Genomic DNA, 15,743 nt, shown 5'->3' with positions numbered 1-15,743 from the left:
GCCTTCGCGGCGGCTTGCCTGGCGGCCTGGCTGCATGCCGCGGCGGGCGAGCGGCTCGGTGGCGAGGGCCGCGGGCTGGCGGCCAGCGATCTGATTCCGGTGATCCGCCAGTTGCTCGAGGAGCAGTCGCCATGCCTGAAGTGACGCTATACGCCGAAGACGAGGCGGCGATGCTGGACGTGGGCGCGCGCATCGCCCGGGCGACCGGCGGTCGCGGCGTGATCTACCTGCACGGCGATCTCGGCGCCGGCAAGACCACGCTGTCGCGCGGGCTGATTCGCGGCTTCGGCCATGAAGGCAAGGTCAAGAGCCCGACCTTCACCCTGGTCGAACCCTACGAGATCGGCGCGCTGCGCGTGTTCCACTTCGATCTCTATCGTCTGGTCGACCCCGAGGAACTGGAATTCCTCGGCATTCGCGACTATTTCGAAGGCGATGCGCTGTGTCTGGTGGAATGGCCGGAGCGCGGGGCCGGCATTTTGCCAAAGGCGGACATGGACATTACCATTACGCCGCATGAGGCCGGCCGTACGCTGCGCCTGTCGCCCCACACCGCGCGGGGCGAAGCCTGGTGTGCCGCCCTGACCGATGGAGAGCTATGAATAACATGGGGTTGGGTATGCGCATTCGCGCCCTGGTCGTTGGGCTGGCGTTGTCGCTCATGGCGGCGGACCTCTTCGCCGCCAGCGATGTGCAGAGCGTGCGTCTGTGGCGTGCGCCGGACAACACCCGCCTGGTGTTCGATCTGTCCGGGCCGGTCGAGCACAAGGTCTTCACCCTCACCGCGCCGGATCGCCTGGTCATCGATGTCTCGGGGGCCACGCTCAAGACCTCGCTCGACCAGTTGCCGCTGCAGAACACCCCGGTGGCCGCGCTACGCGCCGGCCAGTACGACGCCGATACGCTGCGGGTGGTGGTCGATCTCAACGCCCCGGTGTCGCCGAAGAGTTTCAGCCTGACCCCCAACCAGCAGTACGGCCATCGCCTGGTGGTCGACCTGTTCGACCAGGGCAGTGTCGTGCCTGGCGCCGCCGAACCGCCGGTCACCGCCGCTGCGGCGACGCCCGCGGCCCCGGTGTCGCCGGCATTGCCGGCGGTGAAGCTGCCGGCGGTACCCAGCAGCAAGCGCGATATCGTCATCGCCCTCGATGCCGGTCATGGCGGCGAGGACCCCGGCGCCATCGGCCCGGGCAAGGTCTACGAGAAGAACGTGGTGCTGCAGATCGCCAAGGAGCTGCAGCGCCAGATCAATGCCGAGAAGGGCTTCCGCGCCGAGCTGGTGCGCACCGGCGACTACTTCATCCCGCTGCGCAAGCGCACCGAGATCGCGCGTAAGAAGGGCGCCGACCTGTTCGTCTCGATCCATGCCGATGCGGCGCCGCGTTCGGCGGCCTATGGCGCCTCGGTGTTCGCCCTGTCGGATCGTGGCGCCACTTCGGAGACCGCACGCTGGCTGGCCGACAGCGAGAACCGTTCGGACCTGATCGGTGGCGCCGGCAACGTCAGCCTCGGTGACAAGGACCAGATGCTCGCCGGCGTGCTGCTGGACCTGTCGATGACCGCCTCGCTGTCGTCCAGCCTCAACGTCGGGCAGAAGGTGCTGAGCAACATGGGCCGCATCACCCCGCTGCACAAGCGCCGGGTCGAGCAGGCCGGCTTCATGGTGCTGAAGTCGCCGGACATCCCGTCGATCCTGGTGGAAACCGGGTTCATCTCCAATCCCTCCGAGGCGCGCAAGCTGCAGACCGCCAGCCACCAGCAGGCGCTGGCGCGCTCGATCCACAGTGGGGTGCGGCAGTTCTTCCACGAGAATCCGCCACCGGGCAGCTACGTCGCCTGGCTGCGCGATTCGGGCAAGGTCGACAGCGGCCCGCGCGAGCACGTGGTGCGTTCCGGCGAGAGCCTGGCGCTGCTCGCCCAGCGCTACCAGGTCAGTCTGGCCTCCCTGCGCAGCGCCAACAACCTGCGCAGTGACGTGATCAAGATCGGCCAGACCTTGCAGATTCCCGCCACCACACTGGCGGCGCAGCCATGAGCGAGATGCCGCGCATCCAGCTGCTGAGCCCGCGGCTGGCGAACCAGATTGCCGCCGGCGAGGTGGTCGAGCGGCCGGCCTCGGTGATCAAGGAATTGCTGGAGAACAGCCTGGACTCCGGTGCCCGGCGCATCGAGGTGGACGTCGAGCAGGGCGGCGTCAAGCTGCTGCGGGTGCGCGACGACGGCTGCGGCATCCCGCCGGACGACCTGCCGCTGGCCCTGGCGCGTCACGCCACCAGCAAGATTCGCGACCTCGAAGACCTCGAACGGGTGATGAGCCTGGGCTTTCGTGGCGAGGCGCTGGCGTCCATCAGCTCCGTTTCGCGCCTGACCCTGACCTCGCGCACCGCCGAGGCCGGCGAGGCCTGGCAGGTGGAAACCGAGGGCCGCGAGATGGAGGCGCGGGTGCAGCCGGCGGCGCATCCGGTCGGTACCTCGGTCGAGGTGCGCGACCTGTTCTTCAACACCCCGGCGCGGCGCAAGTTCCTGCGTACCGAGAAGACCGAGTTCGACCACCTGCAGGAAGTGATCAAGCGCCTGGCGCTGGCGCGCTTCGACGTCGCCTTCCACCTGCGGCACAACGGCAAGGGCGTGCTGGCGTTGCACCAGGCCGCCGACGACGCCGCGCGAGCGCGGCGGGTGGCGGCGGTGTGCGGACCGGCCTTCCTCGAACAGGCACTGCCCGTCGAGATCGAGCGCAACGGCTTGCGCTTGTGGGGCTGGGTCGGGCTGCCGACCTTCTCGCGCAGCCAGGCCGACCTGCAGTACTTCTACGTCAACGGACGCATGGTGCGCGACAAGCTGGTCGCCCACGCGGTGCGCCAGGCCTATCGCGACGTGCTGTTCAACGGTCGGCATCCGACCTTCGTGCTGTTCCTCGATGTCGATCCGGCGGTGGTGGACGTCAACGTGCACCCGACCAAGCACGAGGTGCGTTTCCGCGACAGCCGCATGGTGCACGATTTCCTCTACGGTACCCTGCACCGCGCATTGGGCGACGTGCGTCCGGAAGACCAGTTGGCGGCGCCGGCCAGCGTCGCACCGATGACCCAGGTCAGCGGATTGGCCGCCGGCGAGTTCGCCGGGCAGAACGAGATGAGCCTGTCGGCCAGCGTGCTCGAGCGGCCCCAGGGCGAGACGCCGGCCTGGCGCGGGGCAGGGGCCGGCTACCAGGCGCCGCGTCCGGCATCCGGCGGCTATACCGCCGAAACCCAGGGCGCCTATCGGGAATTCTTCTCGCCGCTGGCCGAGCCCGGCCCCGCGCCGCTGCCGGCGAGCCAGGACGACGTGCCGCCGCTGGGCTATGCGCTGGCGCAGCTCAAGGGCGTCTACATCCTCGCCGAGAATGCCCAGGGCATGGTGCTGGTGGACATGCACGCCGCCCACGAACGCATCACCTACGAGCGGCTGAAGACCGCCATGGCCAGCGAGGGGCTGCGCGGCCAGCCGCTGCTGGTGCCCGAGTCCATCGCGGTGAGCCAGCGCGAGGCCGATTGCGCCGAGGAGCACGGGCAGTGGTTCCAGAAGCTCGGCTTCGAGCTGCAGCGGCTTGGCCCGGAAACCCTGGCGATCCGCCAGATTCCCTCGCTGTTGAAACAGGCCGAGGCGACCCAGCTGGTGCGCGACGTGCTCGCCGATCTGCTGGAGTACGGCACCAGCGACCGTATCCAGGCGCACCTCAACGAACTGCTGGCGACCATGGCCTGCCACGGCGCGGTGCGCGCCAACCGGCGGCTGACGCTGCCCGAGATGAACGCCCTGCTGCGCGACATGGAACACACCGAGCGCAGCGGCCAGTGCAACCACGGCCGGCGACCTGGACGCAACTGGGCATGGACGAGCTGGACAAGCTGTTCCTGCGCGGGCGATAGGGGCAGCTTCGAGTTGTCAAAGCGTGACGGGTGCTGACCTGTTCGCAGGCTGATTCGCATGCAACCATAGGTCGGGTCACGTTGCTGGGCCATGCTGGAAGGGGGAAACGACATCCACCCTACGCAGGCTGTAGGCGCGGGCCATGCCCGCGATAGCTTCGCATGGTCGAGATCGCGAGCATGGCTCGCTCCTACAAAGATACACGGGCTTGCAGCATGCAGCTTGCAGCCCGAAACTATGCGGCCGTTCGCTGCGAGTCCGCCGATGTCCCGCCTGCCTCCCGCCATCTTCCTCATGGGCCCCACCGCCTCGGGCAAGACCGATCTTGCCCTGGAGCTGGCCCGTGTGCTGCCCTGCGAGCTGATCAGTGTCGATTCGGCGCTGGTCTATCGTGGCATGGACATCGGCACGGCCAAGCCGTCGCCCGAGGTGCTGGCGGCGTTTCCGCATCGGCTGGTGGACATCCGCGATCCGGCGCAGAGCTATTCGGCGGCCGAGTTCGCCGACGATGCGCTGGCGGCCATGGCCGAGATCACGGCGGCCGGCCGGATTCCACTGCTGGTCGGCGGGACGATGTTGTATTTCAAGGCGTTACGCGATGGGCTCGCCGACATGCCGAGCGCCGACCCGGCGCTGCGCGCCGAACTCGAGGCGCAGGCCGCCGCCGAGGGGTTGCCGGCACTGCACCGGCAGCTTGCCGAGGTCGATCCGGAATCGGCTGCGCGGATTCACCCGAACGATCCGCAGCGGCTGGTGCGTGCGCTGGAGGTTTATCGGGTCAGCGGTTTGACCATGAGCGAGCACCGCGCCCGACAAAGGTCGCAAAAAGCCGCTGCGCAGACGCCAGGCGCGGGCGTCTTGCCTTATACTGTCGCGCACCTGAGCATCGCGCCGGCGCAGCGACACATCCTGCACCAGCGCATCGAACAGCGCTTCATTCATATGGTTGAACAGGGCTTTGTCGAAGAGGTCGAAGCCTTGCGCCAGCGCGGCGATCTGCATCCCGGCATGCCATCGATGAGAGCGGTGGGCTATCGGCAGGTCTGGGAGTATCTGGACGGTTCCATGTCCAGGGACGAAATGATCCAGCGCGGCATCATCGCGACCCGACAACTGGCCAAACGGCAGTTCACCTGGTTGCGGAGCTGGGGAGAAACGCACTGGCTGGATAGCCTGGCCTGCGACAATCTGCCGCGCGCATTGAAATACCTGCAATCGCTCACCATATTGAGCTGACATCGCAAATTGACCGTCTATTCTCAACAAGTGGATCGTCGGTTGTAATTTTAAAAACTAATGAAAAGATCCTCTAAGGAGTGCGGCACATGTCAAAAGGGCATTCGCTACAAGACCCTTACCTCAACACACTGCGTAAGGAACGCGTCCCGGTTTCCATCTATCTGGTCAATGGCATCAAGCTGCAGGGTCAGATCGAATCCTTCGACCAATTCGTCATCCTCTTGAAGAACACCGTCAGCCAGATGGTCTACAAGCACGCGATCTCCACCGTCGTTCCGGGCCGCCCCGTGCGTCTGCCTACCGCGGGTGACGCCGAGCAATCCGAGTCGGGTAACGACTGAGGGGGGCTTCCTTGTTCTTCGAACGTCCCGGCGGTGGTGAGCGGGCCATTCTGGTGCACCTGGATGGCCAGGACCCCGCGGCGCGCGAGGATCCCCAGGAATTCCAGGAGCTGGCCCGCTCGGCGGGTGCCGAGGCGGTTGGCTTCGTCAACGTCGCCCGTCATCAGCCATCCGCCAAGTTCCTGATCGGCAGCGGCAAGGTCGAGGAGTTGCATGATCTCGTCAAGGAAGGCGAGGTCGAGCTGGTCATCTTCAACCACACGCTGACACCCAGCCAGGAGCGCAACCTCGAGCGCGCGCTCGAGTGTCGCGTGCTCGACCGGACCGGCCTGATCCTGGATATCTTCGCCCAGCGTGCGCGAACCCATGAAGGCAAGCTGCAGGTCGAACTGGCGCAGCTCGAGCACATGAGCACCCGGCTGGTCCGCGGCTGGACCCACCTGGAGCGGCAGAAGGGCGGTATCGGCCTGCGCGGCCCGGGGGAAACCCAGCTGGAGACCGACCGGCGCCTGCTGCGGGTGCGCATCCGCCAGATCAAGCAGCGCCTGGAAAAGGTCCGCGGCCAGCGCGAGCAGGCCCGGCGTGGCCGACGCCGCGCCGACATTCCCTCGGTTTCCCTGGTCGGCTATACCAACGCCGGCAAGTCCACGCTGTTCAATGCCTTGACCGAGTCCGAAGTCTTCGCCGCGAACCAGCTGTTCGCCACGCTCGATCCGACCCTGCGTCGACTGGAGCTCGAGGACGTCGGGGCGGTGGTGCTGGCCGATACCGTGGGTTTCATCCGGCACCTGCCGCACAAGTTGGTGGAATCCTTCCGCGCGACACTGGAGGAGTCCAGCAATGCCGACCTGTTGCTGCATGTCATCGATGCCCACGAGCCCGAGCGCGACCAGCAGATCGAGCAGGTGCTGGCGGTGCTGGGCGAGATCGGTGCCCAGGAGTTGCCGCTGCTGGAGGTCTACAACAAGGTCGATCTGATGGACGGCATCGAGCCGCAGATCCAGCGCGATGCCGATGGCAGGCCGCAGCGGGTCTGGGTTTCCGCGCGTGAGGGGCTGGGGCTCGATCTGCTGCGCCAGGCGATTGCCGAATTGCTCGGCGACGATCTGTTCGTCGGTACGCTGTGCCTGCCGCAGCGGCTCGGACGCCTGCGGGCGCAGCTCTTCGAACTCGGCGCGGTGCAGCGCGAATCCCATGACGAGGAGGGTGGCAGTCTGCTGGAGATCCGCCTGCCCCGCATCGAATTGAATCGCCTGATCAGCCGCGCAGGCTTGCCGTTGGGCGCTTTTCTCGAGCAACACACTTTGCAATAAAGCCCGCATCGGCAATTTTGCCGGGCGCTCGGGGCTTTCTGTAGCATTGGCGGGCGCGCCGTGGGCGCGCCTTTAGCTTTATTTGAATGGAGAGCGCTATGGCTTGGAATGAGCCGGGTGGCAACTCGAACAACCAGGATCCCTGGGGCAGTGGCGGCGGCGGTCGTCGTGGCGGCGACCAGAAGGGTCCGCCGGACCTCGACGAGGCGTTCCGCAAGCTGCAGGAGAGCCTGAACGGAATGTTCGGCGGCAAGAAGCGTGGTGGCGGTTTTGGCGGCGGTAGCGGCAAGCGCGGCGGTTTCGGCCTGGTCTGGATCGCCCTGGTCGTGCTGCTGGCCGTGTGGTTGTTCAACGCCATCTACATCGTCGACGAGCAGGAGCAGGCGGTGGTGCTGCGCTTCGGCAAGTATCACGAGACGGTGGGGCCGGGCCTGAACATCTATTTCCCGCCGATCGATCGCAAGTTCCAGGAGAACGTCACCCGCGAGCGCTCCTACAGCAAGCAGGGCAGATGCTCACCGAGGATGAAAACATCATCGAGGTGCCGCTCACCGTTCAGTACAAGATCAGCAACCTGCAGTCCTTCGTACTCAACGTCGACCAGCCGGAAGTCAGTCTGCAGCACGCCACCGACAGTGCCGTGCGTCACGTGGTCGGCTCCACCGCCATGGACCAGGTGCTGACCGAGGGTCGCGAAGCCATGGCTGGCGAGGTCAAGGAGCGTTTGCAGCGTTTCCTCGACAACTACGGCACCGGTATCGTCGTCACCCAGGTCAACCTGCAGAGCGCGGCGGCGCCGCGTGAGGTTCAGGAAGCCTTCGACGACGTGATCCGTGCCCGCGAGGACGAGCAGCGCGAGAAGAACCAGGCCGAATCCTACGCCAACGGGGTGATTCCCGAGGCGCGCGGCCAGGCCCAGCGCATGCTGGAAGAGGCCAGCGGCTACCGGGATGCGGTGATTTCCCGTGCCCAGGGTGAGGCCGATCGCTTCAGCAAGCTGGTCGCCGAATACCGCAAGGCACCGGATGTCACGCGCGAGCGTCTGTATCTGGAAACCATGCAGGAAGTCATGAGCAATACGAGCAAGGTCATGGTCACGGGCGAAAGCGGGCAGAACAACCTGCTCTATCTGCCGCTGGACAAGATGATCAACAGCCGTGGCGCCAGCACGCCGGCGCCGGCTGGAGTGGCATCGGGCGCGGCGGCGCAGAGTTCGCGTCTGCCGCAGGAACTGGACCCGCGTGAAGTGCGTACGAGGGAGAGCCGCTGATGAGCAATAAATCCCTGACGGCCCTGATCGTGGGTGTGGTGCTGGCGCTGGTGCTGTGGAACAGCTTCTACATCGTCTCGCAGACCGAGCGTGCCGTGATGCTGCGCTTCGGCCGGATCGTCGAGCCCGACGTGAAGCCGGGGCTGCACATGAAAATTCCGTACGTGAACAGCGTGCGCAAGTTCGATGCGCGGTTGCTGACGCTGGATACCACCACCTCCCGCTTCCTGACTCTGGAGAAGAAGGCGCTGATGGTGGACTCCTACGCCAAGTGGCGGGTCGACGATGCCGAACGCTTCTACACCGCGACCTCCGGCATGAAGCAGATTGCCGACGAGCGCCTGGCGCGCCGTCTCGAGGCGGCGCTGCGCGACCAGTTCGGTAAGCGCACCCTGCACGAGTCGGTATCCGGGCAGCGCGACGAGCTGATGGCGCAGGTCACCAACAGCCTGAACCGTGCTGCGCAGCAGGAGCTGGGCATCGAGGTGGTGGACGTGCGGGTCAAGGGCATCGACCTGCCGCGCGAAGTGAATCGCAGCGTGTTCGAGCGGATGAGCTCCGAGCGCGAGCGCGAGCGCGCGAACACCGCGCCAAGGGTAAGGAGCTGGCCGAAGGCATTCGTGCGGACGCCGATCGTCAACGCCGCGTGCTGCTCGCCGAGGCCTTCCGCGAGGCCGAGGAGATGCGCGGTGACGGCGATGCGCAGGCCGCGGCGATCTATGCCGCCGCCTATGGGCAGGATCAGGAGTTCTACGCCTTCCATCGCAGCCTGCAGGCCTACCGCGAAAGTTTCGCCAGCAAGGAAGACGTCCTGGTGCTCGATCCCAAGAGCGAGTTCTTCCGTTACCTGGAGAACAGCAAGTAGCGCGTCATGGCGCTGGCAGAGCCACCCGGCGGCGCAATGCCGCCCGCCGGGTGACCCGTCGGCAAAACATTGCTATGATCCGCCAGCCGGGAAAATCCCGGCTTTTTTGCGTCTGTGCCCCCGTGGTCGCAGACTATCCCAGGCATGCGCTGGTCATGCCGATCCCCCGAGGGGCATGGCTCGGATGCCATGGTTCGAATACGACAGCACGCGACCGGAGGCCAGCCGAGGCTGCTGCCGCGGTTTTCGTCTGGGCTTACCGGAAGAGGTGATTTCGCGAATGGCAACGGTAGACCGCTGGCTCCTGCCAGATGGCATCGAAGAGGTGCTGCCGCCGGAGGCGGCGCGTATCGAAACCGCACGACGTCGCGTGCTGGACCTGTTCCAGTGCTGGGGCTATGAGCTGGTCATCACCCCGCACGTGGAGTTTCTCGAGTCGCTGTTGACCGGTTCCGGCCAGGACCTGGACCTGCGCACATTCAAGGTGATCGATCCGCTTTCCGGCCGGCAGATGGGGCTGCGCGCCGACATCACGCCGCAGGTGGCGCGAGTCGATGCACATACCCTGCGCCGCGAAGGCCCGAGCCGCCTGTGCTACGCCGGCAGTGTGCTGCATGCCAAGCCGCAGGCGCTCTCCACCTCGCGTAGCCCCATCCAGCTCGGTGCAGAACTGTACGGTGATGCTTCTGCGTCCAGCGATCTCGAAGTCATCAGCCTGATGCTGGAGGTGCTCGAGCTGGCCGATGTGCCCGACGTGCACATGGACCTCGGTCATGTCGGTATCTATCGCGGCCTGGCCAAGGCGGCCGCACTGAGTGGCGAGGCCGAGCAGCGCCTGTTCGACGCGCTGCAGCGCAAGGCGATGGACGAGATCGCCGAATTGACCGCTGCGCTCGATCCGTCCCTGGCCGGGATGTTGCGGGCGCTGGCACGCCTGTGCGGTGGCCGGGAAGCACTCGACGAAGCCCGGGTCGCGCTGGCGGGCGCGCCCGCCGAGGTGCAGAAGGCGCTCGATACGCTGACGCTCATCGCCGAGCAGCTCGCGGCACGCTATCCGCGGTTGCCGTTGTACTTCGACCTGGGCGAGCTGCGGGGCTATCACTACCATACGGGAGTGGTGTTCGCGGTGTTCGTGCCGGGCGTGGGGCAGTCGATCGCCCAGGGCGGGCGCTACGATGATATCGGCGCCGATTTCGGCCGTGCGCGGCCGGCGACCGGCTTCTCCACCGACCTGAAAACGCTGGTCGGTCTCGGTAATGCCGATCTGACCACGCCGATTTCCGGAATCTGGGCGCCGCACGGCGATGAGCCGGGGCTGTGGAGTGCGATTCGCGAGCTGCGGCGCCAGGGTGAGCGTGTGGTGCAGGCACTGGATGGTCAGTCGCGGAGCGATGCCGCGCAGCTGGGCTGTGATCGGCAGTTGCTGTTGAGTAATGGTGTCTGGACGGTGGCTCCGCTGGCGTCCTGATGGCTGTGGCGCCGCGCTCTCGCGGCGGCGGCCAGGTTTCGATTATCGCCGGTTGTGGCCGGTATGCTTCGCCGAAGAGGACAAAGGGTTATGGGTAAGAATGTCGTGGTCCTGGGCACCCAGTGGGGTGATGAGGGCAAGGGCAAGATCGTCGATCTGCTGACCGATCAGGCGGCTGCGGTTGTGCGTTACCAGGGCGGCCACAATGCCGGTCACACCCTGGTCATCGATGGTGAGAAGACCGTGCTGCACCTGATTCCGTCCGGCATCCTGCGCGACAACGTGCAGTGCCTGATCGGCAACGGCGTGGTGGTCGCTCCCGATGCGCTGCTGCGCGAGATCACCAAGCTGGAAGAGAAGGGCGTGCCGGTGCGCGAGCGTCTGCGCATCAGCCCCTCGTGCACCCTGATCCTGCCGTACCACGTGGCGCTGGACCAGGCGCGCGAAGCGGCCCGCTCGGAAGGCAAGATCGGCACCACCGGCCGCGGCATCGGCCCGGCCTACGAAGACAAGGTCGCGCGTCGCGGCCTGCGCATCGGCGACCTGTTCAATCCCGAGCGTTTCACGGTCAAGCTGCGCGAGCTGCTGGAGTACCACAACTTCATCCTGCAGAATTTCTACAAGGTCGAGCCGGTCGACTTCCAGAAGACCCTCGACGAGGCGCTGGCCTACGCCGAGATCCTCCGGCCGATGATCACCGACGTCAGCGCGCGTCTGCACGAGCTGCGCAAGCAGGGCGCCTGCATCATGTTCGAGGGCGCCCAGGGCTCGCTGCTGGATATCGACCACGGCACCTACCCGTACGTCACCAGCTCCAGCACCACAGCCGGCGGCACCGCCACAGGCTCGGGCTTTGGCCCGCTGTACCTGGACTACATCCTTGGCATCACCAAGGCCTACACCACGCGTGTCGGCTCCGGCCCGTTCCCCACCGAGCTGTTCGACGACACCGGTGCCCGCCTGGCCGAGCGCGGCCATGAGTTCGGCTCGACCACCGGCCGCGCCCGCCGTTGCGGCTGGTTCGATGCCGTCATCCTGCGCCGGGCCATCGAGATCAACAGCATCTCGGGCATCTGCCTGACCAAGCTGGACGTGCTCGACGGCCTGGACACCATCCGCCTCTGCGTCGGCTACAAGGATCGCAGCGGCGAGGTGCTGGTCGATGCGCCGACCGATGCCGACAGCTACGACGGCCTGCAGCCGGTCTACGAGGAAATGCCGGGTTGGAACGAGTCGACCGTGGGTGCCAAGAGCCTGGACGAACTGCCGGCCAACGCGCGTGCCTACATCAAGCGCATCGAGGAACTGATCGAGGCGCCGGTGGACATCATCTCCACCGGCCCGGACCGCAACGAGACCATCGTGCTGCGCCACCCGTACGCCTGATCTAGCCTTGCCTATGCAGAGACCGCCTTCGGGCGGTCTTTTGCTGTCCGGGGTTCGGCGGGGCTTTTCTTCGGCTGGGTGGATGTCAGGACGGCAGAAACGAAAAAACCGAGCCGGAGCTCGGTTTTTTCTTGAAGAGTGGTGCCCAGGAGAAGACTCGAACTTCCACGGTGTTGCCACCGCTAGGACCTGAACCTAGTGCGTCTACCAATTCCGCCACCTGGGCACATGCGATGATCGCTCATCGACTTGCTTTGCCGTTTTGCTGATGATCATCAGCCGAAGTCGGCACTCTTCGTTCCTGCATGAGACTCGCGCATGTGTCGCGGGTTTCATTCGAATAGTGGTGCCCAGGAGAAGACTCGAACTTCCACGGTGTTGCCACCGCTAGGACCTGAACCTAGTGCGTCTACCAATTCCGCCACCTGGGCACGGGAAACGATGATGCTTGGCCGTTTCCGTGTTACAACGTCTGTCAGACATTGTGGGCGCGAACTATACGGCCGAGGTCCGACCTTGTAAACCCCTGAAGATGAAAAATAATTCGCGCGAAAGCTGCCGCCGGCGAGCGATTCGCGCTTCAATAGACAAAGGACGTTCTGTCCCTATAAATGAATGAAAGGTGACATCTCTTAATGGCCGATTGGCAATCCCTCGATCCCGAGGCCGCTCGCGAAGCGGAAAAGTACGAAAACCCCATTCCCAGCCGCGAGCTGATCCTCCAGCACCTCAGTGAGCGCGGCTCGCCCGCCGCCCGTGAGCAACTGGTCGAGGAGTTCGGGCTCGTTTCCGACGAAGACATCGAAGCGCTGCGCCGCCGCTTGCGCGCCATGGAGCGCGATGGCCAGCTGATCTATACCCGGCGCGGCACCTATGCCCCGGTGGACAAGCTGGACCTGGTCTGCGGTCGCGTCAGCGGTCACCGCGACGGTTTCGGTTTCCTGATTCCCGACGACGGCAGCGACGACCTGTTTCTCAGTCCGGCGCAGATGCGCCTGGTCTTCGATGGCGACCGCTGTCTGGCGCGGGTCGCCGGCCTCGATCGGCGTGGCCGCCGCGAGGGCGCGATCGTCGAGGTGATCAGCCGTGCCCACGAGAGCATCGTCGGGCGCTATCACATCGAAAGCGATGTCGGCTTCGTCGTCGCCGACAACCCCAAGATCCAGCAGGAAGTGCTGGTCACGCCGGGGCGTGCGCTGAATGCCAAGCCCGGTCAGTTCGTCGAGGTGAAGATCACCCACTGGCCGACCCAGCGCTTCCAGCCGCAGGGCGACATCGTCGAGGTGATCGGCAACTACATGGCGCCGGGCATGGAAATCGACGTGGCGCTGCGCAGTTTCGACATTCCCCACGTCTGGCCGCAGGCGGTATTGAAGGAAGCGGCCCGGCTCAAGCCCGAGGTGGAGGAGAAGGACAAGCTCAAGCGCGTCGACCTGCGCCACCTGCCTTCGTCACCATCGACGGCGAGGATGCGCGGGACTTCGACGACGCGGTCTATTGCGAGAAGCCCGGCGGCTGGAAGCTGCTCACCGGCGGCTTCCGCCTGTACGTCGCCATCGCCGACGTCTCGCATTACGTGAAGGTCGGTTCGGCCCTGGACCAGGAAGCCGAGGTGCGCGGCAACTCGGTGTACTTCCCCGAGCGGGTGGTGCCGATGCTGCCCGAGGAGCTGTCCAATGGCCTGTGCTCGCTGAACCCGCACGTGGATCGCTTGGCCATGGTCTGCGAGATCACCCTGAGCAAGTCGGGCAAGATGACCGACTACCAGTTCTACGAGGCGGTGATCCACTCCCATGCGCGGCTGACCTACAACAAGGTCAGTTGCATGCTCGAGCAGCCCCGCTCGGCCGAGGCCAAGCGGCTGAGCAGCGAGTACGCCGAGGTGCTGCCGCACCTCAAGCAGCTGTACGCGCTGTACAAGGTGCTGCTCAAGGCGCGGCATACCCGCGGCGCGATCGACTTCGAGACCCAGGAGACGCGCATCGTCTTCGGCGCCGGGCGCAAGATCGCCGAGATCAAGCCGACCGAGCGCAACGACGCGCACAAGCTGATCGAGGAATGCATGCTCTGCGCCAACGTCGCCACCGCGGCGTTCCTGCAGAAGCACGATATCCCCGCGCTGTACCGCGTGCACGACGGCCCGCCGCTGGAGCGCCAGGAAAAGCTGCGCGCCTTCCTCGGCGAACTGGGACTCAGCCTGCACAAGGGCAAGGAAGGGCCCACGCCAAAGGATTACCAGGCGCTGCTGGAGCGCATCCAGGGCGCCCGGACTACCACGTGATCCAGACGGTCATGCTGCGTTCGCTGAGCCAGGCCGTCTACAGTGCCGACAACCACGGCCACTTCGGCCTGAACTACGAGGCCTACGCGCACTTCACCTCGCCGATCCGGCGCTACCCGGACCTGCTGGTGCATCGCGCCATTCGCAGCGTCATCCGTTCCCGCCGCGATACCCCGCACGTGCGCCGCGAAGGCGCGGCGAGCATGCCCAAGGCGCGCATCTATCCGTACGACGAGGCGGCGCTGGAGCAACTGGGCGAGCAGTGCTCGATGACCGAGCGCCGCGCCGACGAGGCCACGCGCGACGTGGTCAACTGGCTCAAGTGCGAGTTCATGAAAGACCGCGTCGGCGAAACCTTCCCGGGCGTGATCACCGCGGTGACCGGCTTCGGCCTGTTCGTCGAGCTCACCGACATCTATGTCGAGGGCCTGGTGCACGTCACTGCGATGCCTGGCGACTACTACCACTTCGATCCGCTGCACCATCGCCTGTCCGGCGAGCGTAGCGGTCGCAGTTTCCGCCTGGGCGACAGCGTCGAGGTGCGGGTCATGCGCGTCGATCTCGACGAGCGCAAGATCGATTTCGAGCTGATCAGCGGCGGCAGCAAGGCCTCCGGCGAGGAGCGCAAGCGCGGTGGCAAGGGCGAGCGCGAGCCGGCCGGACGTGCTTCGCGGGCGACTCAGGAGCCCGGCAATGCCGATGTGCGCAAGAGTCGCGAGTTGAAGAAGGCGCTGCTGGACGAGGCCCGGAGTGCCAAGGGTGGCAAGGCTTCGGCCGGCAAGGCCAAGCGTGGCGCGGCCAAGCCCAAGTCGGGCGGCAAGCCGGCGAGCAAGCCGGCCGCCAGCGGCGCGGGCCCCAGAAAGCGTAAGGCCAAGTCATGAGCCAGTTGGAGAGGGTCTACGGCCTGCATGCCGTGGAGGCGCTGCTGCGCCATCATCCCAAGCGCGTCAAGCAGGTCTGGCTGGCCGAGGGGCGTGGCGATCCGCGGGTGCAGGTCGTGCTGGAACTGGCGGCCCAGGCGCGGGTGCGGGTCGGGCAGTGCGAGCGGCGCGAAATGGACGCCTGGGTGGAGGGCGTGCACCAGGGAGTGATCGCCGAGGTCAGCCCCAGCCAGGTCTGGGGCGAGGCAATGCTCGAGGAACTGCTCGATCGCGCCGAGGGACCGCCGTTGTTGCTGGTGCTCGATGGCGTCACCGATCCGCACAACCTCGGCGCCTGCCTGCGTACCGCCGATGCCGCCGGCGCGCTGGCGGTGATCGTGCCCAAGGACAAGTCCGCGACGCTCAATGCCACGGTGCGCAAGGTCGCCTGCGGCGCCGCCGAGGTGATTCCGCTGGTGGCGGTGACCAACCTGGCGCGCACCCTGGAAAAGCTGCAGCAGAAGGGGCTGTGGGTCGTCGGCACCGCCGGCGAGGCCGAGCAGGAGCTCTATGCGCAGGACCTTACCGGCCCGATCGTGCTGGTCATGGGCGCCGAGGGCAAGGGCATGCGGCGCCTGACCCGCGAGCATTGCGATTACCTGGTGCGCCTGCCCATGGCCGGCAGCGTCAGCAGCCTCAACGTTTCGGTCGCCACCGGCGTCTGCCTGTTCGAGGCGCTGCGCCAGCGCAAGGCCGGCGCGGCGCCGGCCTGACCTGCGCCGCGGGCGAGGCTCTGCTGGCCGGCGCTGGT

Annotated in this window: 8 protein-coding genes, 2 tRNA genes and 5 pseudogenes; 13 read left to right on the top strand and 2 right to left on the bottom strand. The window is 66.1% G+C overall.

Going from position 1 to position 15,743, the window contains the following annotated elements; translation table 11 throughout:
• The 11 genes and pseudogenes from BAY1663_RS23840 to BAY1663_RS12990 form a co-directional block, all read left to right on the top strand.
• Positions 1-144: pseudogene (locus BAY1663_RS23840) on the top strand (NAD(P)H-hydrate dehydratase); the annotation flags it as partial.
• Positions 132-602 (top strand): tRNA (adenosine(37)-N6)-threonylcarbamoyltransferase complex ATPase subunit type 1 TsaE, encoded by a 471-nt coding sequence (gene tsaE / locus BAY1663_RS13035; RefSeq protein WP_037041456.1) that lies wholly within the window; start codon positions 132-134, stop codon positions 600-602. The pseudogene BAY1663_RS23840 and the gene tsaE, both read left to right, overlap by 13 nt.
• A gap of 17 nt (positions 603-619) precedes the next feature.
• Positions 620-2,035, top strand: coding sequence for an N-acetylmuramoyl-L-alanine amidase (locus BAY1663_RS13030; RefSeq protein ID WP_037041454.1), 1,416 nt, complete (start codon positions 620-622; stop codon positions 2,033-2,035).
• Positions 2,032-3,908 (top strand): annotated as a pseudogene (gene mutL, locus BAY1663_RS13025) (DNA mismatch repair endonuclease MutL). The gene BAY1663_RS13030 and the pseudogene mutL overlap by 4 nt, the downstream one beginning before the upstream one ends.
• 265 nt (positions 3,909-4,173) lie before the next feature.
• Positions 4,174-5,145, top strand: a complete 972-nt coding sequence (gene miaA / locus BAY1663_RS13020; RefSeq protein ID WP_037041452.1) for a tRNA (adenosine(37)-N6)-dimethylallyltransferase MiaA — start codon at positions 4,174-4,176, stop codon at positions 5,143-5,145.
• 89 nt (positions 5,146-5,234) lie between these two features.
• Positions 5,235-5,489: an RNA chaperone Hfq gene (gene hfq, locus BAY1663_RS13015; RefSeq protein WP_003283098.1), complete on the top strand. Its 255-nt coding sequence runs from the start codon at positions 5,235-5,237 to the stop codon at positions 5,487-5,489.
• 11 nt (positions 5,490-5,500) lie between these two features.
• Positions 5,501-6,802, top strand: coding sequence for a ribosome rescue GTPase HflX (gene hflX / locus BAY1663_RS13010; protein WP_037041450.1), 1,302 nt, complete (start codon positions 5,501-5,503; stop codon positions 6,800-6,802).
• Between the two features lie 98 nt (positions 6,803-6,900).
• Positions 6,901-8,072, top strand: a pseudogene (gene hflK, locus BAY1663_RS13005) (FtsH protease activity modulator HflK).
• Positions 8,072-8,937, top strand: a pseudogene (gene hflC / locus BAY1663_RS13000) (protease modulator HflC). Before hflK ends, hflC begins: the two co-directional pseudogenes overlap by 1 nt.
• Before the next feature lie 280 nt (positions 8,938-9,217).
• Positions 9,218-10,405: an ATP phosphoribosyltransferase regulatory subunit gene (locus BAY1663_RS12995; RefSeq protein WP_037041448.1), complete on the top strand. Its 1,188-nt coding sequence runs from the start codon at positions 9,218-9,220 to the stop codon at positions 10,403-10,405.
• A gap of 90 nt (positions 10,406-10,495) precedes the next feature.
• Entirely contained in the window at positions 10,496-11,791 is a 1,296-nt protein-coding gene (locus BAY1663_RS12990) for an adenylosuccinate synthase (RefSeq protein ID WP_037041446.1), read from the top strand.
• A gap of 139 nt (positions 11,792-11,930) precedes the next feature.
• Here the strand turns inward: BAY1663_RS12990 and BAY1663_RS12985 are convergent.
• Together BAY1663_RS12985 and BAY1663_RS12980 are read right to left on the bottom strand one after the other, a co-directional pair.
• Positions 11,931-12,017 (bottom strand) — tRNA-Leu (locus BAY1663_RS12985).
• A gap of 118 nt (positions 12,018-12,135) precedes the next feature.
• Positions 12,136-12,222: transfer RNA gene (locus tag BAY1663_RS12980), tRNA-Leu, on the bottom strand.
• A 204-nt stretch (positions 12,223-12,426) separates the two neighbouring features.
• On the opposite strand from BAY1663_RS12980, the pseudogene rnr reads away from it, so the two are divergent.
• Both rnr and rlmB read left to right on the top strand, forming a co-directional pair.
• A pseudogene (gene rnr, locus BAY1663_RS12975) lies at positions 12,427-14,953 on the top strand (ribonuclease R).
• Positions 14,950-15,705: a 23S rRNA (guanosine(2251)-2'-O)-methyltransferase RlmB gene (rlmB, locus tag BAY1663_RS12970; RefSeq protein ID WP_037041445.1), complete on the top strand. Its 756-nt coding sequence runs from the start codon at positions 14,950-14,952 to the stop codon at positions 15,703-15,705. The pseudogene rnr and the gene rlmB overlap by 4 nt, the downstream one beginning before the upstream one ends.
• Positions 15,706-15,743 lie beyond the last annotated feature (38 nt).

This window comes from Pseudomonas sp. BAY1663 (genome assembly GCF_000582595.1).
Classification (GTDB): domain Bacteria; phylum Pseudomonadota; class Gammaproteobacteria; order Pseudomonadales; family Pseudomonadaceae; genus Stutzerimonas; species Stutzerimonas stutzeri_AF.
This window is presented reverse-complemented; position numbering and strand designations above follow the sequence as displayed.

What these genes read in the sequence shown, in the direction of transcription:
- BAY1663_RS13030 (WP_037041454.1), top strand. Translation starts at nt 620, where the DNA reads ATGCGCATTCGCGCCCTGGTCGTTGGGCTGGCGTTGTCGCTCATGGCG.
- BAY1663_RS12995 (WP_037041448.1), top strand. Translation starts at nt 9,218, where the DNA reads ATGGCAACGGTAGACCGCTGGCTCCTGCCAGATGGCATCGAAGAGGTG.
- miaA (WP_037041452.1), top strand. Translation starts at nt 4,174, where the DNA reads ATGTCCCGCCTGCCTCCCGCCATCTTCCTCATGGGCCCCACCGCCTCG.
- BAY1663_RS12990 (WP_037041446.1), top strand. Translation starts at nt 10,496, where the DNA reads ATGGGTAAGAATGTCGTGGTCCTGGGCACCCAGTGGGGTGATGAGGGC.
- hfq (WP_003283098.1), top strand. Translation starts at nt 5,235, where the DNA reads ATGTCAAAAGGGCATTCGCTACAAGACCCTTACCTCAACACACTGCGT.
- tsaE (WP_037041456.1), top strand. Translation starts at nt 132, where the DNA reads ATGCCTGAAGTGACGCTATACGCCGAAGACGAGGCGGCGATGCTGGAC.
- rlmB (WP_037041445.1), top strand. Translation starts at nt 14,950, where the DNA reads ATGAGCCAGTTGGAGAGGGTCTACGGCCTGCATGCCGTGGAGGCGCTG.